This is a genomic window from Clostridium thermobutyricum DSM 4928 (genome assembly GCF_002050515.1).
Lineage (GTDB): Bacteria > Bacillota > Clostridia > Clostridiales > Clostridiaceae > Clostridium > Clostridium thermobutyricum.
The window spans coordinates 1-20,582 of record NZ_LTAY01000043.1 but is presented as its reverse complement, the minus strand read 5'-3'; the positions used below and the strand labels follow the sequence as shown (position 1 = coordinate 20,582).

The window sequence follows — 20,582 nt, the reverse complement described above, 5'->3', positions numbered from 1 at the left end:
TTTCTATACACTTATTATACCACGAAATTAAAAAAAATAAACTCTTTAATAAATAAAGTGATTTTAGAAAATAATAAGAAATTAGAAAATAAACAGTAAAGAAAAAAATAAGTAATATTTACTCGCCGTAAATATTACTTATACAAACTTTTTTACTTTTAATAAAAAATCAACCGTTAAGAAGTCTTTTGTCTTCTTAATATTATTATACCAAAAAATTAAAAAAAATAAACTCTTTTAGAAATAAATTAATTATATTAATATGAAGAAGATTCTATTTATAAAATTAGAACTGCTAAATGAAAAGAGGTATAATAATTACAAATAAAAAGTTTAATAGCTGAATGAGGTGGGATTAATGGAGAAACCTAAATTAGGGGAAACAGCAAATGCTATTTTAAATTATATTGATGATTATACATTAGAGTATGGATATTCTCCAACAATTAGAGAAATAGGAAAAGCCATAGGGCTAAAGTCAACAGCTGCGGTATATAAACACATCCAGAGGCTAATAAGAGATGGATACTTATATAAAAATCATACATGCCCTAGAACATTAGTTTTGAATAAGAATCCTAATGATTTACTGAAGGATTTCTTATATAGAAATAATTTTAGATATAAAGTTGAAAATTCTAAAATAATTATAGATTTTAAATAATTATTATAAGTATTTCATTAATGTATATACCAAAACTAATTAAAGATAGATTGGAAAAACAATAAATAATATATAATAAATAATACTTAAGAACATTCTGGCTATCATTCTAAAGTAGATATAGAAATTAATGGAGCAACTATATGAAAGATTGGAGGATTAAAGAAATGGATAAAGAAATAACCTTAGAAGATGTAAAAGAATTTATAAGGAAATATGGATATAAGTATTCTATGGAAATTCGTAAAGAATTAGATAATATAAGAACAATATCTGATGAAGATATAGAAAATGAATTAAATAGACACTATGATTTATATAAAAAGTTTGGTGATATGTAATGAGAACTATAATTTTAAGAAAAGCTGATATGATAGGTTCATTTGGATTTAATGGGAATTTAAAAAATTTAACGGAGTTAGATGTAAAAGCATTAGGGACCGGAATAGAAATAGTAATAGTTAATAGTATAGAAAATTATAAAGAATATTATCCGATTGAATATGTAAAAAAAGAAGAAGGATTTATAGAAAAGTTTAATGAATTATATTCTAAATCAGAAAAGCTAACTGTGACAGAATATATTTTAAAGAAAATAGAAAAGTATAAAAATAAATTAAATGAAATTTAAATAGATATCCAAAAGAAAATTTATAAAAATAGGAGTATAATTATGGAAGAATCTATGAGGAAAATTAAAAAGGAAATCGACGGTATTTATTATATATATAAGAAAATGAAGAGTTTTATGAAAAATCATATTACAAAAGATAAAAAATATATTTATTTTAAAAATCAGGAGGAGATAAAATGAATAGAAAGAATAAAGTATTAATATTAATAAGTATAATATCAATAGTTATAATTGCTTTATTTGCTAGTGATTTTATGGGAACAAATATAAGATTTCTAATTATACTAGATGTAGTATTGCTAATGATAATGTCTATATTTATGATTATATATATGCTTATTAATGTTGTTAAAATGCTTAGTATATTACGCATAGTAAAAAATATGTTCACAGAAAAAGAGATAGAAGATGCAAGAAATAAATGAATTATAAATAATTAAACTAAAGATATGCTTATTTTAAAAAGAAAAAAGCTAGAGAAGTTAATAATAGAAGATGAAAAATTATTTAAATTAAAAGATAAATTTAAATAACAAAAAATGTATTAGTATTTTTACTGATACATTTTTTTGTTTAAAATAAAAAATATAATTAATGGTATAAGTGATGGGATAAAAATCAATAAAACCTTTATATTACTTACAGAAATTTTGAAAATAAATATATCTAAAATATAAAAAATATAGAAAAAATTTGAGATAGATATATTAAATCATATTTATTTAGAGTAAATTAAAAGTGATTTTTATATATTTTAAAAGAGAGAGTAAAGCTAATTAGAATAAAAATTAAAAAAGAAATATTAATACTGATAATATATCCATAAAATATTGTTAATGCTGCTGATATAATTAGAGTTAAAATTGTTACAATAAAAAATATATTATATTTTTCATATATATATCTTTTTTGGAAATGAAAATTAATTAACAAGAGATATTCCTAAAAATAAGTAATATTTGTAATTCTTCAACAGTTAAAATTTTTTTGTTATTTTCTATTTTACTTATTGTAGATTGTGATATACTACTCAATACTGAAAAATTTTTAAAATTAATATTATTTAACTAATAAGGAGGATTATAATTATTATGATATATAGCACATTACTTAATCCGCAAATAGATATTGTATTTAAAAAGATATTTGGGGCAGAAAAGAATAAACATATATTAATAAATTTTTTAAATTCAGTAATTAAACAAATAAATCCAATACAAGAAGTAGAAATAAGAAACAATGATATAGATAAAGAGTATTTAGAAAGTAAATTTAGTAGGTTATATATAAAAGCCACCACTAATAATAAAGAACATATAAATATAGAAATCCAGGTAAAAAATGAATATAACATGATACAAAGAACTTTATATTATTGGAGTAAAATGTATTCAGAACAGATACAAAATAGGGAAAAATATAATAAGCTAGAAAGAACAGTTTGTATAAATATATTGAACTTTAAATATTTAGATAATGATAGATATCATAATGTATATAGATTAAAAGAAATAAAAACAAATGAAGAATTAACAAATCTTCAGGAAATACATTTTATAGAATTGCCTAAATTTAATGAGATAGGTAATAAAGAAGAAATAGAAGATATAAAAAAAATGGATTCATTAGAAAGATGGTTAGAGTTTTTAATAGAGCCTGAAAGCAATACTGTAAGACAGTTAGAATTAAGTGATGAAGTTATAAAACAAGCGAAAACAGAACTATATAGATTAAGTATGGATAGTAAAGAAAAAGAAATGTATTATATGAGGGAAAAAGCTATATATGATGAAATTTCAGCTTTAGAAAATGCAGAAAAAAAAGGACTTGAAAAAGGAATAGAACAAGGTAAAAAGGAAGTAGCTAAAAGTTTATTATTAGAAAATATTGAAATAGAAGTAATATTTAAATCTACAGGACTTACTAAAGAGGAAATAATAAAAATAAAAGAAAATTTATAAATATTCTTTTGAAGGAGCAGAAGATAAAATTAAACCAGTTTAGAAAGGGAAACTTTTTAAACTGGTTTTTAATTAGTATATTATAATCTATTAAGTTGAAATTATCTATAATTGGACTTATATATTTTATATATGATAAGATAAGTTAAGGTGGTGAATAATATGTATTGTGGTTTTTGTGGAAAGGAATTAGATGAGGGTGTTTTAATTTGTCCAGAATGTGGAGCAAGAGCAAAAAATGATATTAACTATTGCACTAATTGTGGTGGACTTAGAAAAAATAAAAAGAAAAAGGCTTGTGTTTTTTGCAAAAATTCTTTTAATTCTAACTAAAAAAAAAGTAACAATACTACTATTAATAATAATAGAACAGGATTTACTAAAAATGGAGTTACAAAAAATAAGTGGCATTATCTTTTAGGTATTATTGTTATAGGATTTATGTTTATTTTCTGTGTTTATGGACTATATGCAAACTTCACTGCAACTAATGGTTACTATGATAACCATGGTTATTATATATCTGTAACTCAAAGACATTTAACAGTGCCCTTAAATATTGTTTCTGTTGTAATTTTAGGAATAATTTTAATCTTCTTATTAAAGAACTTTAAGGATGTTTTTAAACGCTAAAAAACTAAATTATAAATTACCTTAACATAAAAGAATGTTAAGATAATTTAGAGACTGTATTGTAAAATACTTTAAATAAGTATCATAACTTAAAGATTGAGAAAACATAATTAGAGATCCATTAGGTGACAAAAATGGATTTGCATTTTCTAATATATCATGTATTAAATGTAAACCATTATCACCTCCGTTTCCACATATTGGAAAATCTATTTGAGGAGGAATTGGTAAAAAGGGTGGGTTTACATAAATATAATCGAATGATTCATTAGGCAATTTACTATATAAATTCCCAGATTTTATAAAGGTTAGAGTAACATCAGAGCAAAAAGAAAAATTTAAAAAAGTAGCAGAAGAAAAAGGAGTTACAATAACTGAATTAGTTTGTGGCTACATAGAAAAAGAAATAGGGACACAAGAATATAAAAAGAAAAATGGTAAGATCATTGAGGAGAGAAGTAATTTTATGGAAGAAAAGATTAAAAAACTAAAAGAAAAAATAGGGTGGTAATGAATTTATAAAACTAAGATAATTAAAGTAGCAAACAAAAGAAAGGATGGATTAAAATAAATACTATTTACATAAGAGAAGTTATTTTATTAGGGATAGTCATAATAATTATGTTGATTATTTTAGGTATATATACAGTGAGTTATAGAAAATTATTAATAAGAAAAATTAAAACTTCATTAGAAGAAATGGTATTTATACACAATGGAATTTTTTTGAATAATGATAGTGATAGTGAAAACAAAGATGCATTAGAGAAAATTGAAATTATAGTTAAATTTTTAGGAAATGATTTAGAGAAATATCAACATTATGAGATTAATAAGGAACAATTAGAGCTAAGTTTTAGGAAATCGCAAATTTTATGGGATGAACTATTTACAACATATCCATGGATATATGAGTATGGTTTATATAATGGAGGCACAGCAGATTATCCAGAACATTTGATAACATATAGACATATAAAAAAACAAAATAAAATAATTGATAGAGAAAAGAAAGGTAAATAGTGAATATTTACCTTTCTTTTAATTTGATTTAGTGCTTGTACTGGAACACCTTAGCTAGTATATGGATCATTAGAACCTTGGAATTGCCAATTACAAGAACTATATTGCACAGGATTTACAGGTGTTGCAGGAACGCTTACATCAATAACTAGTTCTAAAATAAGTTCCCAACTACTGTAAGGATATGGATAAACAGAACAAGTTGATTTAGCTTGTTGATAAACATTTTTTAATGCATTAAAAGATTGAACAAGTGCATTAATTACATCTTTAACGCCTAAGCTAACTGAATAGCCAACAACAGGATTAAAAACTGCCAGTGCAGGACCACCAGCCCAATCCCATGCAGCTTGGGCTAAAAAAGAACATACTTTAGAGATTGCACCTTCATTATCTTTTAAAAAAGGATCAAGATCATACCAAATGAAATCAAATTCGCTTTTAAGAGATTCGAAACAAGGTTGAGAAATAAAAAAATATAATGGTGGAGCCTGATCAGGATTTTGTTCATATAAAGATAGAGATCGGTTCTTACAAAATTGTATTGTTTTATCTGATAAATTTTTCATTAAAATCACTCCTTAATATTTAAAATTTAATAAGTTAATAACTTGATATCACTACAAGAAATCCAAGCAGTAGAATTATTATATTCTACTTGGTACCATCCATTACTTTGAGCTATTATCGTAAAAATTTGAGAAATAGTACAAGATGTGATAGTCAAATTAGAATTTGAACAAGGAGCACTTTGAACAGTTGTATTATTAGTAATAGTACCCTTGACTGGAATAAAATTGTTTGTTTCAATATAAAGTCTCTCAGTAGGAACCCATGCAGATCCACTATTAAAGCTAATTTCAAACCAACCAGCTTTTTCTCCAATAATAGTTACTTCAGATCCGTTATTTAACTGCCCAACTCCATCATTATTCCAATTTGGATTTCTTGTTACATAAGTAAATGGACCTCCATTAAAACAAACATAAGCTTTTAAATTCATAATATAAACCTCCTTAATTTAAAATCATCGTATTGATGCTTTCACTACTAAAAGAAAATAAATCAATAAATTCTAATTTAAAATGATAAATTTACAAAAAACAAATAGATTATTCATATAATAGCTCAATTGTTAAATTTTGTTTAATTTGCAAAAATAATTTAGAAAATGAATGTATTTACGTCTCTAAATAAATAAGAAGTGTTTATTTGGAGGTTGTAATATGAATGAACAAAATATCTATTTAAAAAATTTAATTGAGAATATAAAGAAAAATGATGAAGATAGCTTACGTAAAGTTATAAATCTTTTTGAAACGTAGATGCGTATGTTATCTAAAAATAATGGAAGTTATATATATGATGAATTACTGGAAGAATTATTAAAATTAATTCTTATAATAAACTTAGAAAAAGAAAATTTGTTTGCATATATAAAAGTTTGTTTAAAAAATTATTCTATTAAACTTATACGTGATCAAAATAAAAGAATTGAGATAGATGAGTTACAAAATATTATCTTTTATGAAAAAGATAATGTAGATAGAGTTAGTAAAGAAGATAAATTAGAATCATATCTAAATGATAAAGAATTGCTTAAAAAGTTATTTCCTGAGAATTTAAAGGAGGATGAGAAATTATTATTAATAGAATATTATATAAACCATAAATCAATAAGTTAATTAATGAAACTTACTTCAAAGAAAAGGTCTACAATTTATATGAAATTACGCTCATCTAAGAATAAAGTTGAGGATTATATACTTAAGGAGGTGAGTATTTAATGTTTAATCAATTAATAAAAATAGCAGCTGCACAAGGAATTTGGACTTTACTAAGTATAGTATTAATAATCTATATAATACAAGTTCAAAAATTAAGAGATGCTAATCAACAAAAAAGAGAAGAAAATTATATTAATTTAATTAAAGAGCTTGTTGAAAAAGAAAAATAATACGAAAGAGGTTAATATCATGTATGGAATTGTAAATATAGAAAGTGGAACATTAAATGTACGATCAGGCGCTGGATTAAATTACAGTATTATTGGTTCATTAAATAAAGGAGCTAAAGTAAAATTAGGACCATTAGTCGGAGATTGGTATAACATATATTATGGTCAGCATGGAGGATTTGTATATGCTCAATATATAGTTATAGATAATAAAAATGTTGTTAATTTAACTTTAGTAGAGAAAACCGCTATAATGATTGCTTGTGATGAAGGATTTAGTTCTGAACCCTATAAATTTGGAGTTGGAGAGTATAGTAATTCTGTTGGATATGGGACTTATGTTGGCGAATTTAATAACTTTCCTATAAGTAAGCAGGAAGGGTGGGATAAGTTAGTGGACGTTTTAGAAAATAAATATATTCCTTATTGTAATGAGTTTATTACACAATATTTTGGATCATCTCTAACTGATTATCAAAAATGTGCAATATATTCTTTTGGATATAACTTAGAAGGATATGTGCAAGATTTAGTTCAAAGATTATCTGTATATAATTCATTTAAAGATACTTTTGGACAATTTTTGATTCCTAGCAGTTTATATGAGAGAAGAATGAGAAGTTGGTTAACATTTAAGGAAAATAAATTTTATTTAGGAGGAAGTATAAATGAGCTTCCAGAAAAATATATAAATATAGCAAATCAAATGAATGCTTAAAATTTTGCTAAAATAGAGTTCATTGAAAAAGACTAGAAATATATAAATTTCTAGTCTTTTATTATTAGTTTAGTTATATAAAAAATTAATAACCTTTTAAAAAACTCCATTCAATATAATATTTATTTTTTAATTTTTTAAATTTTTTCTCGAATTCTTCGGCTTGAACTTTTGTTTTAAAATTGAAACTCATTTTATTTTTACTATTTTTTTCAGAACAAACTACTCTATACATATTATTTTTATTAGAGTTTAGATTGCCTATATTATAATTAGCAATGTTTATATTATTTGAATTATTAGATTTTGATTTTTCTAAATATATAGGATTAGAAAAAAATGAATATGTGTACTTAATTTCTGTATTTCTAATATTAGCATTCTTAGCGTATTTAGGAACATTTAGATATTCTAAATTAACTGAATTTTGTGTTAAATTTACTTCAAGATGTGGCGAAAAATTTTTAAATTTAGTTTTATAAGGAGAGGGATATATTATAAATGAAGCAATAAGCAAAAATATTCCTAGAATATTGAGTGATATTTTAAATATTTTATTTTCCATAATATTTTTCATTTTTAATTCCTCTAATTTTTATATAGATAATTTATTTTATTATATTATAACTCAATACAAATATTTATTTATGAATAATTTAGAGAAATTTGTTATTATACTTAAACTCAAAATTCATATTTTATTAAAATAAATTAGATAGAATATAATTAAATATATTTTGGGGGATATATTATATGAATATAAGAATTTCTAATGAAAATTTAAAAATATTATGCAAAGTTTTAAAAGGATTATGTTGGATTTTAAGGGTCTTAGATGCTACTGTAGCATTAAATATTTTATATTATGCTATTATAACACCAAGTAGCTTTGAATTTGATAAGATTGTGCCTAAATTTATTAAAATTTATAACTTAGGAGTTGGATTTTTTAATATTTTTTATTTTTCACTTATTATTATAATATATATAATTTTAAAGATAGTATACAAATTTAATATAAGAAAAAATATCTAGTATTAATGGTGATATTTTATAAGGAATAAAATTATTATGAAACTTAAACTATACAATAAAAACCAGTTTATAAAGATGTTCTCTTCTAAACTGGTTTTTTTGTATATAAAAAATATTAGTAATAAGTTATTAAAATAAAATTTATGCTTCGCCATATGACTCTGCAAAATATAAGAAACCTACTTTTTTAACTTTAAAATTATTAATTAGAAAGCCTTCTCTGTAAGTAGCATCAGTACCTGTAAATGTATATATTTTTGAGTTATCTTTCTCTAAAATATCTTTATCTAAGTTATGTTGAAACTCATTGAATACAATATCACCTTTGAAAAATTCTAAAAAATATCCATCAAAAAGTAAATGGGTTCTAATTGATAGAGAAGGTGTTGAATGAAGAGCAATGAATATTGCAATAATAGCAATAATAATTCCTAAAATATTTAGATACTTATTATTTAAAAACTTTTTCATATTATCTCCTTTAAAATAAGATTTACAATATAATTGTTTAAAAAAGCAAAGAGTTATAATTCTTTGCTTTTTTATTTATTGAACACATTTAATTAATGCCAAAATTTAATATATCTTATTTTTGTAAATGTTTTTGTAGGATATGCATTTGCTAAAGGAAAATCTTTTCTGTCTGTAGTATGAGCTGTATAATTCCATGCTCCTGAACTTGATTTAGATGTTAAAATCATAGAGTGAGACCATTGAGCTCTACCACTATTATATAATTGTACAACATCTCCAACTCTAGCACTTGAACTTGAAGTTCCTCCATATGTGTAGCCATTATCATTTATATATTTAAAGAAATTAGTAACTACAGTCCAGTTTTTATGTCCATTATACCAATATGCTGAACCAGGGACTCCATCTGCATGAACAGATTGAGAAACGAAATTTTGGCAATCATTATCAGGATAATAATTAAAACCAGGGTTTTTAGAAAATGCCCATTTTCTAGCATAGGCAACAGCAGAACTTGCGTTATATCCAGAGTATCTACTATTTGGATTTCTTTCTTCTACTTCATTATTATCATTAGTAATAACTTCTTTTGCATACTTATCTATATTTCTATTTAATTCATCTATATGAACATTTTCTTCTGATAATCTTTTGTCATAATTTTCAAAAAGTTCTTCATTTGATTTAGTTTTAGCTTCAGCTTGTTCAGTTATATCTATATCATCAACTATATCAATCATCTTATTTATAGTAAATTTCCCGTTATTATCTTTAATTTCAAACTTATGAGGCTCATTTCTACTTTCTGATAATTCTGATGAAGTTTCATCTACATAAAAATTAACGCTATATGAAGCATCAACCATATAAGTATTATTATCAGTCTTATAAACATTGTTTATTTTTACATCAGAGTTGAAATCTTTTATTTTTAAATTAACTTTTTCATACCATTTTGATTTAAAAACATTTTTTTTGTTATATAGATTTAGTAAATCCTTATTACTTATTAAATATTGTCCACTTCTAGATTTCCAATCAGTCATTATGTGATACTCCGAATCTAAAGTAGTCTTTATTAAATCTTCGATTGGATTTAATATTTTTAAATCTGTTATTTTTGTACTTGCGGATGCAACTTTAACATTTGATGAAATTATTCCAGTAGTTAAAGCTCCACATAACATAATACTTAATACCGATCTAATTATTTTTTTTTCTCATAAATATTTTCCCCCACCCTTATTGGTTTTAAATTTAACAATTTTATTATATAAAATTATGAATAAATTGTAAAAAAAGGAAATAGAATTTAAATTAGGTTTTTTTGTTAATTTTATTTAATCTATACTGGAAATTTAATGTATGATAAAAATATACTACATTTTAATAGTGGAATTATACCCACTATATATTAGCAGCTGATAGAAGGGTTTTATTATATAAAATAAGCGGAAGATTTTTATTTGAATAATCTTGTCATTTGATTAAAAATGTGCAAAAATTGTTAATGTAAATTAATCCAGTTTATATTTAGGGGAAATGCTTTTAGATAAAAGATATATAGGTATTATAATATTTAAGAACTATAAATATAGTATCTGTGGTATTTCTATATAGAAATAGGGGTGCAAACAAATGAAGAATAAAGAATTAACAGATGATGAGTTTTATAATAGAGTAATAATAGGATGCAGCATAGGATTATGTATTTTTATTATTATACTTGGAATTAGAATTTTTTATGTAACAAGACCATCTTATATGGCTAAACTTAATACAACTAAAACTAGTACAAGTTCTAATTCTAACAATATTAACTCTAATAATAATAGTTCTAGCACTGTGAATGGTACTCAAATAAATACTCATTCAACTAGCCAATCTAATTCAAGTAGTTCAACTAGTGGAGATATTAATGAAATTTTAAAAGGAAATAATGGAGTTGATTTTGCTTTTGATGTTTTAGATAGTTTAAAATCTTATGTGGCAGAGAATAGTGGAAATGATATATACATTGAAGATGCAAATAAAGTTACAAGAAGTGTTACAGAGCATAGAGCAGTAATTACTAATATAAATGAAAAAATACTTAAAGAAAACACAACTGATGTAAAATCTTTAAGTTCATTAGTAAGCAAGGAATTATTAAGAAATAAAGGGATAAGAAAAGCTTTATTAAATAAAAGAAATTTAGGTATGACTATGTTATATAGTATAGAAAAAAATGATTTAATTTGTACTATAAAAATCAGCCATAAATAAAATTAATGTTGATTGAGCTTATTTGATAATTTATTGAATAGGCTCAGATGAACATTAATTTGTTAATTTACCAATAAGGAATAATAATGCACTACAACAAATATAAAAATAATTCTTGATGTTGAGTTAATACAAAAGAATTTTTTTATAATATAACTGAATTTGTAGAAAATGTTTTCAAGGCAAACTAAAGAAAATTAAAAAAGAGAAGGATCAAATATGTTTTGTAAAGAATGTGGAAAAGACTTAAGCGATAAGGCAAGAATATATCCAAATTGCGGTATGTCACTATCAGGAAATGGGGAATATATAAAAGATTAAAATGGTAAAGGCTATAATTATAGAGCCTAAACCTACACATTCAAAAATGGTACATATAACATATTTTTTTAGAAATTATATCTATTAAAAATTAATGAAAAAGGAGTTTAAGATTTAAAATATATATTTAAAACTCCTTTTTTATTTAATGAATAAAATCTTTATTCACACATGGATTCTCAAAAAATAGAATTCCATTTTGAATTATTGCAACTAAGGTTAGCACATCATCATTGTTGTATACTTGAACTTCATCGCAAAGAGATATTGCTTTTTTTAAGTTTTTAAAAGAATCTTCAAACCTCTTCTTAATTAATTCAGGTGCAATGCCATGACCACCTTTAGTAACTCTCTTTAGAACACGTTCTATAGCGATATTACTATTGCTTACATATACATATAGCATTATAACTTTATAGCCTTTTTCTTTAGCTTTCTTTATATTTGATAAAATACTTTTGCCAGATAATGTTGTTTCTTGATTAAATGATATTCCATTTTCAAAATAAAACTTAATTAACTTAACAGCCTCTCTAGCACATTTCATTTGAAGATTATTATCTTTCCAATCTCCTAATCTGGCAACCATTTCATCTGTATTTATTCTTTTTTCTAATTTATTAAGAGAATGATATTCGCTTGTATATAAAGTAGTTTTTCCAGCTCCATTGACACCTGCAAAAATAGTATAAGTTTTTTCATTCATTACATATCACCATCTATAACCTTTCTAGCTTTTTTAGCTAAATTTTCGTTAAATAGATGTATATAAAATGATATTTCTTCTTCAGTTTTTGCATTTTTAGCAAGATTCAATAATTCAGCACAAGTTAATTTACTTAAATTATTTAATTCATTAACTAATGTATTTTTCATATAGTTTTGTCCTCCTATATTTTATTAATATAAAATAATTATATCAAAAATAAATTTAAAAAAGTATTCTATAACAACTTATTTCAAAAGTTTTGATAACTAAAAACTAAAATATATAACTCAAACCAAACTTACTATATAAATGAATTAAATAGAAAATCAATAACATAAAAAGTACATTTAATGATGTATTAGGAATGAGAATAATTGTTGAAAATTATGAAAATAAATATCCAGAATATTTTAGAGTTGTTGATATGAGAAATGGTAAGAAAAATGATTATGGATATAGAGATATACATTTATAATTTCAAATAGATAATTATTATTATCCTATATAAATACAGTTGAATACAAAGAGAAATAGATTATTTGATGATTTATCACATAAATATAGAAATAAAAAAATATCTCTTCATTTAATAAAATTATTTTATTATTGTATAATAAAAAATGAAAATAGTTTTATAAATGAGATGAATAAACATTAAAAAAGTAATTATAACTAAGAAATTTAATGAAGTTGGAAGTATAATATTAGATATAGATAATTTAGGAAAAATGAATAATCGATTTGATTATTTAGTAGAAGAAAGTTTTGATAGTGATGTACAGATAGTATCTGAAAAAGGAATAGAAAATTATCAAGAATATTATCCAATTACAGTTATTAATGATAGTAAAACATTCACTAAAAGAGATTTAAATTATTTGAATTAAATCAGTTTTCTGCTTTAAAAATAAATTACTTTACAGAAGATTATTATATGAGAATTACTAAAGATACTGCAATACATGATAAATTCAATTCGTTACTTAAAAATAAGGAAAAACATTTAGAGTCTAAAAATAAAGACTGCTTTAAATATTATATGTTAGCCTAAATTCGGCTATAAAAATAGATAACTTAGAGAATGCAAAAGCGATAATAAAAAACTAGAGGAGTATGGGGTTATAGAGTAAATAACGAATGAGAAATTTATTTTTATAGAATTAATATTAATAAAAATATTATTCCTATAAATACTGGAATTATACACAACAAAAAAGTGTTATGATACTATTTGTCATAAATTTTAAAATTAGTATTTTCTTTCACTATTTAAATAAGTTTTTAATATAGTATATATATTAATCATATTTAATGAATTAAATGAAAAAGATTAGAACTAAAATTTTCTTAATTATATAAAAAAGATATATGGATTAAATCCGCATATCTTTTTTATATCTAAATTAATTTGTAAAAATACTTTTTTGCAAATTGATTTTAATACTTCTTGGTATAAAGTAATTCCTACTATGAAAAAAACATTTATTATGGAATTTATCATAATAATAACCTTATTTCGATATTAAGTTTATGATGTTAATGTTAGGTATAATTTATATTTAAGTCAATTAGATCTAGTAATAAAAATATTTCTCTAAAATAAATTTATGCGAAATTAAATTTTTTAATGGTTTTAAGCCATTTGTAAAGGCTTATTATAAAATTAACTTTAAATAATTTAATAGTACTTTATTAATTACTGACTTTTTAGTTTCTTTAAAATCGTAAATTTAACTTCTCTTATTTCCATAATTAAACATCCTTTGTAAATGCCAATTTATATAGTGATAAATATTTTAAATTTTAAATATATTTTCTAATAACTCTATTAAAAATATATAAATCTTTTCTGCTGACTTTATATCAATATGTTCGTTAATTGTATGAACATCAAATATATTAGGTCCAAAACTCATTATCTCAACATCACTTGGTAATTTTTCTTTAAATACACCACATTCTAATCCAGCATGTACTGAAGTTACTATAGGTTTTATATTAAATAACTCTTTATATATTTCTATACTTAAATCCTTTATTTTTGAATTTGAATTATATGGCCATTCTGGATATTCTCCATATTTTCTAGTTTTAAATCCCATAATTTCACTTATAATTTCAATTTTATTTATAATTTCAAACAATTTGCTTCTTAATGAACTTCTTAAATCCATTTTAAAATTTATTTTATTATTTTCTATTTTTATTATGCCTAAATTTATACTACTTTCAACTAACCCATCAATCTCATCACTCATTGTTTGTATTCCATCTGGAAGTAATACTAAAAAGTCTATTACCTTATTTGTTATTTCTTTAGTAAATTGATTTTTTTCATTTTTTAAAATTATTTTCTCTATATTTATAAATAAATCTTCAAACTTATATTCATCCATAAATATTTTTTTTATTTTTAGGCATTTTTCCTTAACAATATTCTCATCACATTCACTTATACTGATTTTAGAATAACAGCTATTTGGTATAGAATTATATTTATCACCTCCATAAATTGAAACTATATTAATATCCATTTCTTTTTTTAATTCGAATAATAATCTTGCCATTAATTTATTTGCATTTGCTCGCTTTCTATCAGCTTGTATTCCTGAGTGCCCTCCCAATAATCCTGTAATTTCTATTTTATATGTAGGATTTTTAATTTCTTCAAAATCTAATAATAACTCTGAGTCCATTAAAATTCCACCAGCACATCCTAATGTAAATATTCCTTCTTCTTCTGAATCTATATTTAAAAGAATTTTACCTTCTAATAAATCTGTATTTAAGTTTTGTGCTCCATGCATAGTTGTTTCTTCTTCAGTAGTAAAAACAATCTCTAATTTAGGATGTTTTATATCATCTGCATCTAATATTGCTAATCCGTATGCAATAGCAATTCCATTATCTCCTCCTAGTGTTGTATTATTTGCATATATGTACTTATTATCTATCAATTTTAATTCCAAAGGATCCTTTGTAAAATCATGATTGCTGTCATCTGATTTTACACATACCATATCCATATGTCCTTGAATTATGACAGCTGGCAAATCTTCATACCCAGCTGTTGCATCTTTTTTTATTATTATATTAAGATACCTATCTTGTATTACTTCTAAATTCCTATCTTTTGCAAATTTAAAAAGATAATTACTTATCTCTTTTTCATTTCCAGAATTACGTGGAATCATCGATATTTGTTTAAAAAAATAAAGTACCTTTTTAAATTTTAAGTTTTTAATTAAGTCCATTACTATTCCTCCAATCGTTAAACTTTAAATATATTAAATATTATTTTTTTCATTTATATATATCTTGCCATTGCTATGTTATATATTTTCATTTTTTTACCTCCTGTTTTAATTCTTGTTTTTTTTTGTGAAACTGGCTTTTATTTTCTTGATTTTTAGATATATATTTCTTTTGGTTTATTTTTAAACTTTTTGTTTATCTTTTTTAAATTTCCCCTTAATATTTTTTTATATATAGTCTTATTATAAATTAATATATATATTATTGAAATAATAGTAATTTATTAAAACTTTCAGTTCTTTTGTATATTTCCATAAATGAGATTTATACGAAATTGATATAAAAAATTAAACAAATTATAGTAATAATGCAGATTTAAGCACTCGAAATAGTTCTTTTTTATGTTTCTAAATGAAATTTAAAGAAAATAAATATAAATTTAATTGAGAATGTAACTAAAATGCTTATTTATTTAACGTTTTAGTTTCAAAATGTTTAAAAAATAAATGTAAAAACAGCATGTTATATATAAGAATTTTTTGCTTTATTTTTATAAATGAAAACTCAAATATTTTAAATGATATAAATTGGAAAATTTATTAAATCGAAACTAGTAGGAATTAAAAAAAATTAGAGAAATATATTTAGTTTTTCTAGTTATTACTCTAGAAAATATCTTTAATCTTCTTCATAATAATGTTCATCATATTTAAATGAAAACTTAATATTTTTGATAAGTTTATACATATCTCTTAGTTTTTATTCTAATAATCTTGATATTTCTCACATCCATAATATAAATTAAATCTAAATTTAGAATAATAATATAAATGTACAGCTTATACTATTTACACCATTAGTTATTTATTTTTCTAATAGTTAATAAATTTCATCAATAGTAGTATCTTTTCTTATTTTTTATCGCCTGTTTTAATACTAAAAATTCTTATAATTGCTTTTTGTTATATTATCACAATTAAGTAATTTTTTAATTGTATTGTAGAAGATGAAGTTAAGCATATTTTTAAAAATTATACTTTATATAAAACTCATTACTAAGTTAAAATTATATTGATAGATAAATTTAAAATTAATGTTAAAAATATATCGTTATACCTTATAATGGAACATTTGTGTGTATAATTTATATGTGCAATAACATTAAGGGGGAGTTTAATTGAAAAAAACAATTTTGTCTATTATAGCAATAGTTATAATTACTTTAATTGGAGTAGGTGGATACTCAGAATATAAAGAAAAACAAAGTAATAAATATGTTGAGTTAGGGGTAAATAGCATGAATAATTGCAAGTACAATGATGCTATAAACTATATGAATAAGGCCTTAAAATTTAATAAAAATAATTTAGAAGCTGAAAATATTATAAAAATAATAAATGGTTATGAAGATTCAGAAAAAGATTTTAAAGAAGAGAATTTTAAAGAAGCTCAACAGCTAATAAATAATATTCCAAAAGAATATATCAAATATAATATAAAAAATCCTATTGATAAATTAAAAAATAATATTAATGAAAAGTTAGTAGATATAGAAAAAGTTAATAATGAAATCAATGAAGTTAAAGGGGACATTAAAGATAAGAACTTTAAGAAAGCAAAAACAGATATAGATAAGATTAATATAGAAAATGGTGATAAAGATCAAATACAACAAATAAATAAGTATAATAGCGAAATTGATACTCAGTTAGCAGCTGAACAGAAATTAGAAATTCAGAAGAAAATTCAATTAAAAACTAGTCAGCTAAAACAGAAAGAATCAGAGGTTAAAAATGAATCTATAGATAAAAATATACTTACTGATAAAAGTAGCTCTATAAATCAAAATAAATCAGTAGATAAAAATAATGATAATATATCAAATAATAACATAGTACAAAAGAAAGCTATAAATCCTAATGTATATATAGCGAATGATTTAGGTCTTAGTATTACTTTTCCTGCTAGTTGGAGAGGAAAATATTATATAAAAAGTCGAGGAAAAGATGGTTTGGTTGTTATGATGAAAAGTAATAATAAAACAAAATACCAAAATGAGGGGGAATTATTTGAAATAGATAGTGCAAGCACATATGGATTATTAGATGGACCTAGAATTATAAAGAGTAAAAACGGAATAACATATTATGCAGGACCTCAAACAGGAATGACAATAGATGAAAATAATCCTCAGTTTGAAGAATGGAAGGAAATGAGTCAAAGTACTTATAATGTAATTGATACAATTAAGTGTATATAAAGTTTTAAGATAAATGACTAGAGCCATTATATATTAAAAGTAGATAAAATTAAACCAGTTTAGAAAGATAAACTTTTTTAAATTGGTTTTTATTTATATTAATTGAGAAATAAATTTATATAAAAATATTTCTATTAATATTATTCTATTGCTTTTAGCTTGATAAAGTCTCTAGCTTTTTTGTTAAGTTTAAAATTGTTATTTATCTCCATAATCAGAATGATATAATCTATTTAAACCTGCATTAATGGTTAATTCTTGCATATAAATTACCTTTTTCATATTAATTTATGATTAAATAGATTTTCTATTTTTATTAAAAATTTGATAATCAGATTAATTATATTTATAGATTAACTTATACGTAGTTAAATCCAATTAGTAATAGCAGAAAGACCTCTATATTTAGAAGCTTTATTTTCTAAACTGTTATATAAATCTAAAACTGACTTTGGAGCTTTAAATTTATGAGTTAATAAATAGTTTGTAATAGCATTGGTTAATTTAGTGCAAATAAAGTTATATTCATCACCATTTTCTAATTTATTTTTATAAGTCATTAAAATAGTAGTTAACTCTTGATTTTCTTTAACTTCAGAATCATCCAATGTTAATTGTAATTTATTTATCAAAACATCATATTTTTTATTCATAATAATTCCTCCATACTATTAAAAATAATGAAAGAAAAATATTTCTTCAATTATTTTAGATATTAGCTATGAGCCCGAGATCCATTTTATATCCAACCATTTACAACAATTTTACCAATTGCAGGTATAGCTTCATTCCAATTAACACTATAAGTTCCACCTTCGCTATTGCAGTAAACAACACTATTCGGATATTTAGTAATTGTTCCTCCAGAAATTTCTTGTAATTCGTTAATAGTTAATTCTTACATATAAATTGACCTCTTTTTATAAAATTCACAACTAAATTATAACAACATATTGTGAAATTTTTCGTAAAGACTAAATATTTTTGACTAATTTTATAGTTTTAATATAATTTTATTCGAAAAATGATAATGTGTTAAATTGAAAGAATAAATTAAAATATTATTTAATGAGTAAAAGTTATAATTAAAATAAATAAGATTTTTTAAATAAGAGAACTAATAAGAGCAAATAAAAAAAGCATAGATAACTAATGTTTTATGAGATTTTTCCTTTTAGATATAAAGATAATTGAGAAAATAACTATTTAATAATAAATAAGTTGAAACTGGTATAGTATAATTTGAACAAAAAGTTAATATTTGTAAAATAAATGTTAAAATTTATAGTTAAAAAAATAATAATGATATAATTTAAGTAAAGGTTTTCAAAAGAAAAATTTATTTAAAGGGGAGTAAAAAATATGGAGCATGAAAAGAGATATTTTGTTTTAATAGGAACAATGATAGCGCAGATTGGGTTAGGAACATTGTATACTTGGAGTATGTTTAATAAACCTCTTGGACATCTGCATCATTGGAGCATAGAACAAGTGGCTTTAAGCTTTTCTATAACTAGCTTTGCTTTAGCTGTGAGTACATTATTTTCAGGAAAACTACAAGAACTTTTTGGAGCTAAGAAAGTAGTTGCATTTTGTGGAATAGTATTAGGAATTGGTCTTATAATGGCTGCAAGAATGGATTCTTTAGATGCGTTGTATATATTTGCTGGAGTAGTAGTGGGAGCAGCAGATGGAATAGCATATATGCTTACTTTAACTAATTGTATTCAATGGTTTCCAGATAAAAAAGGACTTATAGCAGGATTATCTATAGGATGTTATGGAGTTGGTAGTTTAATATTTAAGTATATTAATTCATATTTTCTTAAATCTTTTGGAGTTAAATCAGCATTTCTTTATTGGGGAATATGTGCTTTTGCTTTAGTGTTCATAGGAGCATTACTTTTAAAAGATGCTAAAGTAGATATAAAAAGTGAAATGTCAAATTCAAAAGAATCTATTAGAGAATATAACAGAGCAGAATTATTTAAATCACCACAAGCTTATTTACTATTTATTGCATTTTTAGCATCTTGCTTAGGTGGATTATATGTAATAGGAGTAGCTAAAAATGTAGGAACACAATTAGCACATTTAAATGCTGCAAATGCAGGAACTGCAATAGTAATTGTAGCTATTTTTAATACTGTAGGTAGATTTGTTTTAGGAAGTCTTTCAGATAAAATGTCAAGAACAAAAGTATCAGCTATTGCTTTTGCAATTATTGCTGTATCTTCCTCTATTGTATTATTTGTACAATTAAACTTTATTTGGTTTTTAATATCAGTTGGAGGAATAGCTTTTGCTTTTGGTGGAAATTTAACAATATTCCCAACCATTGTTGGAGAATATTTTGGACTTAAAAATAGTAGCAAAAATTATGGTATTATCTATCAAGGATTTGGAATAGGAGGTCTTTTAGGAGGCGTTATTGCTAGAATGATGGATGGATTAAGGCCAACTTTTTATTTAGTTTTAGCAATGTCTATAATAGCATTTATAATTATGCTATTGATAAAAGTTCCAAAAGAAAAAACACAAATTGCAAACATGAGACAAAAATAAAAAAATATATTATAAATACTTAATTAAGCACTCTTCGAGTGCTTTTTTATTTTTTTAATAAAGGTTATTATAATACTTTTTATTAAATTAAAAAATTAATGTATATAG

At 22.8% G+C, this 20,582-nt stretch carries 27 protein-coding genes; 17 read left to right on the top strand and 10 right to left on the bottom strand.

Going from position 1 to position 20,582, the window contains the following annotated elements; translation table 11 throughout:
- Positions 1–358 precede the first annotated feature (358 nt).
- The 4 genes from CLTHE_RS08795 (at position 359) to CLTHE_RS08780 (ending at position 1,723) form a co-directional block, all read left to right on the top strand.
- The gene (locus tag CLTHE_RS08795) at positions 359–664 is read left to right on the top strand and encodes a LexA family protein (RefSeq protein ID WP_080022936.1); all 306 of its coding nucleotides are present in this window, start codon (positions 359–361) and stop codon (positions 662–664) included.
- A 143-nt stretch (positions 665–807) separates the two neighbouring features.
- Positions 808–1,005, top strand: coding sequence for a hypothetical protein (locus CLTHE_RS08790; protein WP_080022933.1), 198 nt, complete (start codon positions 808–810; stop codon positions 1,003–1,005).
- The gene (locus CLTHE_RS08785; RefSeq protein WP_080022931.1) at positions 1,005–1,295 is read left to right on the top strand and encodes a DUF6718 family protein; all 291 of its coding nucleotides are present in this window, start codon (positions 1,005–1,007) and stop codon (positions 1,293–1,295) included. Before CLTHE_RS08790 ends, CLTHE_RS08785 begins: the two co-directional genes overlap by 1 nt.
- Before the next feature lie 179 nt (positions 1,296–1,474).
- Positions 1,475–1,723, top strand: coding sequence for a hypothetical protein (locus CLTHE_RS08780; protein ID WP_080022930.1), 249 nt, complete (start codon positions 1,475–1,477; stop codon positions 1,721–1,723).
- 501 nt (positions 1,724–2,224) lie between these two features.
- On the opposite strand, the gene CLTHE_RS17225 is transcribed toward CLTHE_RS08780, so the two are convergent.
- Positions 2,225–2,332 carry a helix-turn-helix domain-containing protein gene (locus CLTHE_RS17225; RefSeq protein ID WP_158082701.1) on the bottom strand — a complete coding sequence of 36 codons (108 nt, stop codon included), beginning with the start codon at positions 2,330–2,332 and terminating at the stop codon, positions 2,225–2,227.
- A gap of 57 nt (positions 2,333–2,389) precedes the next feature.
- Here CLTHE_RS17225 and CLTHE_RS08770 point away from each other — a divergent pair, with 57 nt between their 5' ends.
- The 4 genes from CLTHE_RS08770 (at position 2,390) to CLTHE_RS08765 (ending at position 4,915) form a co-directional block, all read left to right on the top strand.
- Positions 2,390–3,259 carry an Rpn family recombination-promoting nuclease/putative transposase gene (locus CLTHE_RS08770; protein ID WP_080022928.1) on the top strand — a complete coding sequence of 290 codons (870 nt, stop codon included), beginning with the start codon at positions 2,390–2,392 and terminating at the stop codon, positions 3,257–3,259.
- Between the two features lie 162 nt (positions 3,260–3,421).
- Positions 3,422–3,592, top strand: coding sequence for a zinc-ribbon domain-containing protein (locus tag CLTHE_RS16725; protein WP_158082700.1), 171 nt, complete (start codon positions 3,422–3,424; stop codon positions 3,590–3,592).
- Between the two features lie 108 nt (positions 3,593–3,700).
- Positions 3,701–3,892, top strand: a complete 192-nt coding sequence (locus CLTHE_RS16530; RefSeq protein WP_143324050.1) for a hypothetical protein — start codon at positions 3,701–3,703, stop codon at positions 3,890–3,892.
- A 621-nt stretch (positions 3,893–4,513) separates the two neighbouring features.
- The gene (locus CLTHE_RS08765; RefSeq protein ID WP_080022927.1) at positions 4,514–4,915 is read left to right on the top strand and encodes a hypothetical protein; all 402 of its coding nucleotides are present in this window, start codon (positions 4,514–4,516) and stop codon (positions 4,913–4,915) included.
- Positions 4,916–4,965: 50 nt separating this feature from the next.
- Here the strand turns inward: CLTHE_RS08765 and CLTHE_RS08760 are convergent, their stop codons facing one another.
- Positions 4,966–5,484, bottom strand: a complete 519-nt coding sequence (locus CLTHE_RS08760; protein WP_080022926.1) for a hypothetical protein — start codon at positions 5,482–5,484, stop codon at positions 4,966–4,968.
- 26 nt (positions 5,485–5,510) lie between these two features.
- On the bottom strand, positions 5,511–5,918 hold the full coding sequence (locus tag CLTHE_RS08755; protein WP_080022925.1) for an SH3 domain-containing protein: 408 nt from the start codon (positions 5,916–5,918) through the stop codon (positions 5,511–5,513).
- Between the two features lie 322 nt (positions 5,919–6,240).
- Here CLTHE_RS08755 and CLTHE_RS08750 point away from each other — a divergent pair, with 322 nt between their 5' ends.
- From CLTHE_RS08750 to CLTHE_RS08730, 5 genes are all read left to right on the top strand, one after another.
- Complete coding sequence (locus CLTHE_RS08750) at positions 6,241–6,600, top strand: hypothetical protein (protein ID WP_158082698.1); 360 nt, start codon at positions 6,241–6,243, stop codon at positions 6,598–6,600.
- A 101-nt stretch (positions 6,601–6,701) separates the two neighbouring features.
- Entirely contained in the window at positions 6,702–6,872 is a 171-nt protein-coding gene (locus CLTHE_RS08745) for a BhlA/UviB family holin-like peptide (RefSeq protein ID WP_080022923.1), read from the top strand.
- Positions 6,873–6,891: 19 nt separating this feature from the next.
- Positions 6,892–7,590, top strand: a complete 699-nt coding sequence (locus CLTHE_RS08740; RefSeq protein WP_080022922.1) for an SH3 domain-containing protein — start codon at positions 6,892–6,894, stop codon at positions 7,588–7,590.
- Between the two features lie 278 nt (positions 7,591–7,868).
- Complete coding sequence (locus tag CLTHE_RS16720) at positions 7,869–8,072, top strand: hypothetical protein (RefSeq protein WP_158082697.1); 204 nt, start codon at positions 7,869–7,871, stop codon at positions 8,070–8,072.
- 271 nt (positions 8,073–8,343) lie between these two features.
- The gene (locus CLTHE_RS08730; RefSeq protein ID WP_080022920.1) at positions 8,344–8,625 is read left to right on the top strand and encodes a hypothetical protein; all 282 of its coding nucleotides are present in this window, start codon (positions 8,344–8,346) and stop codon (positions 8,623–8,625) included.
- A 141-nt stretch (positions 8,626–8,766) separates the two neighbouring features.
- Here the strand turns inward: CLTHE_RS08730 and CLTHE_RS08725 are convergent, their stop codons facing one another.
- Together CLTHE_RS08725 and CLTHE_RS08720 are read right to left on the bottom strand one after the other, a co-directional pair.
- Positions 8,767–9,096 (bottom strand): hypothetical protein, encoded by a 330-nt coding sequence (locus CLTHE_RS08725; RefSeq protein WP_080022919.1) that lies wholly within the window; start codon positions 9,094–9,096, stop codon positions 8,767–8,769.
- 92 nt (positions 9,097–9,188) lie between these two features.
- The gene (locus tag CLTHE_RS08720) at positions 9,189–10,286 is read right to left on the bottom strand and encodes an amidase domain-containing protein (protein WP_080022918.1); all 1,098 of its coding nucleotides are present in this window, start codon (positions 10,284–10,286) and stop codon (positions 9,189–9,191) included.
- A gap of 451 nt (positions 10,287–10,737) precedes the next feature.
- Here CLTHE_RS08720 and CLTHE_RS08715 point away from each other — a divergent pair, with 451 nt between their 5' ends.
- The gene (locus CLTHE_RS08715; protein WP_080022917.1) at positions 10,738–11,364 is read left to right on the top strand and encodes a hypothetical protein; all 627 of its coding nucleotides are present in this window, start codon (positions 10,738–10,740) and stop codon (positions 11,362–11,364) included.
- Between the two features lie 466 nt (positions 11,365–11,830).
- Here the strand turns inward: CLTHE_RS08715 and CLTHE_RS08710 are convergent, their stop codons facing one another.
- Together CLTHE_RS08710 and CLTHE_RS16890 are read right to left on the bottom strand one after the other, a co-directional pair.
- On the bottom strand, positions 11,831–12,391 hold the full coding sequence (locus CLTHE_RS08710) for an ATPase (RefSeq protein WP_080022916.1): 561 nt from the start codon (positions 12,389–12,391) through the stop codon (positions 11,831–11,833).
- The gene (locus CLTHE_RS16890; RefSeq protein ID WP_002599605.1) at positions 12,391–12,561 is read right to left on the bottom strand and encodes a hypothetical protein; all 171 of its coding nucleotides are present in this window, start codon (positions 12,559–12,561) and stop codon (positions 12,391–12,393) included. The genes CLTHE_RS08710 and CLTHE_RS16890 overlap by 1 nt, the downstream gene beginning before the upstream one ends.
- A gap of 480 nt (positions 12,562–13,041) precedes the next feature.
- Here CLTHE_RS16890 and CLTHE_RS16715 point away from each other — a divergent pair, with 480 nt between their 5' ends.
- Entirely contained in the window at positions 13,042–13,281 is a 240-nt protein-coding gene (locus CLTHE_RS16715) for a DUF6718 family protein (protein WP_341456356.1), read from the top strand.
- Positions 13,282–14,190: 909 nt separating this feature from the next.
- Here CLTHE_RS16715 and CLTHE_RS08705 read toward each other — a convergent pair.
- A complete protein-coding gene (locus CLTHE_RS08705) occupies positions 14,191–15,648 on the bottom strand; it encodes an aminoacyl-histidine dipeptidase (RefSeq protein WP_080022915.1) in 1,458 nt (485 codons plus the stop codon).
- Between the two features lie 1,178 nt (positions 15,649–16,826).
- Between CLTHE_RS08705 and CLTHE_RS08700 the strand changes: the two genes are divergently transcribed.
- Complete coding sequence (locus tag CLTHE_RS08700; RefSeq protein WP_080022914.1) at positions 16,827–17,909, top strand: GumC domain-containing protein; 1,083 nt, start codon at positions 16,827–16,829, stop codon at positions 17,907–17,909.
- A 368-nt stretch (positions 17,910–18,277) separates the two neighbouring features.
- On the opposite strand, the gene CLTHE_RS08695 is transcribed toward CLTHE_RS08700, so the two are convergent.
- Both CLTHE_RS08695 and CLTHE_RS17220 read right to left on the bottom strand, forming a co-directional pair.
- Positions 18,278–18,562 (bottom strand): bacteriocin immunity protein, encoded by a 285-nt coding sequence (locus tag CLTHE_RS08695; protein ID WP_080022913.1) that lies wholly within the window; start codon positions 18,560–18,562, stop codon positions 18,278–18,280.
- Between the two features lie 86 nt (positions 18,563–18,648).
- Positions 18,649–18,765 carry a leucocin A/sakacin P family class II bacteriocin gene (locus CLTHE_RS17220; protein ID WP_423237262.1) on the bottom strand — a complete coding sequence of 39 codons (117 nt, stop codon included), beginning with the start codon at positions 18,763–18,765 and terminating at the stop codon, positions 18,649–18,651.
- Between the two features lie 506 nt (positions 18,766–19,271).
- On the opposite strand from CLTHE_RS17220, the gene CLTHE_RS08690 reads away from it, so the two are divergent.
- Positions 19,272–20,474 (top strand): L-lactate MFS transporter, encoded by a 1,203-nt coding sequence (locus tag CLTHE_RS08690; RefSeq protein ID WP_080022912.1) that lies wholly within the window; start codon positions 19,272–19,274, stop codon positions 20,472–20,474.
- Positions 20,475–20,582: the final 108 nt, after the last annotated feature.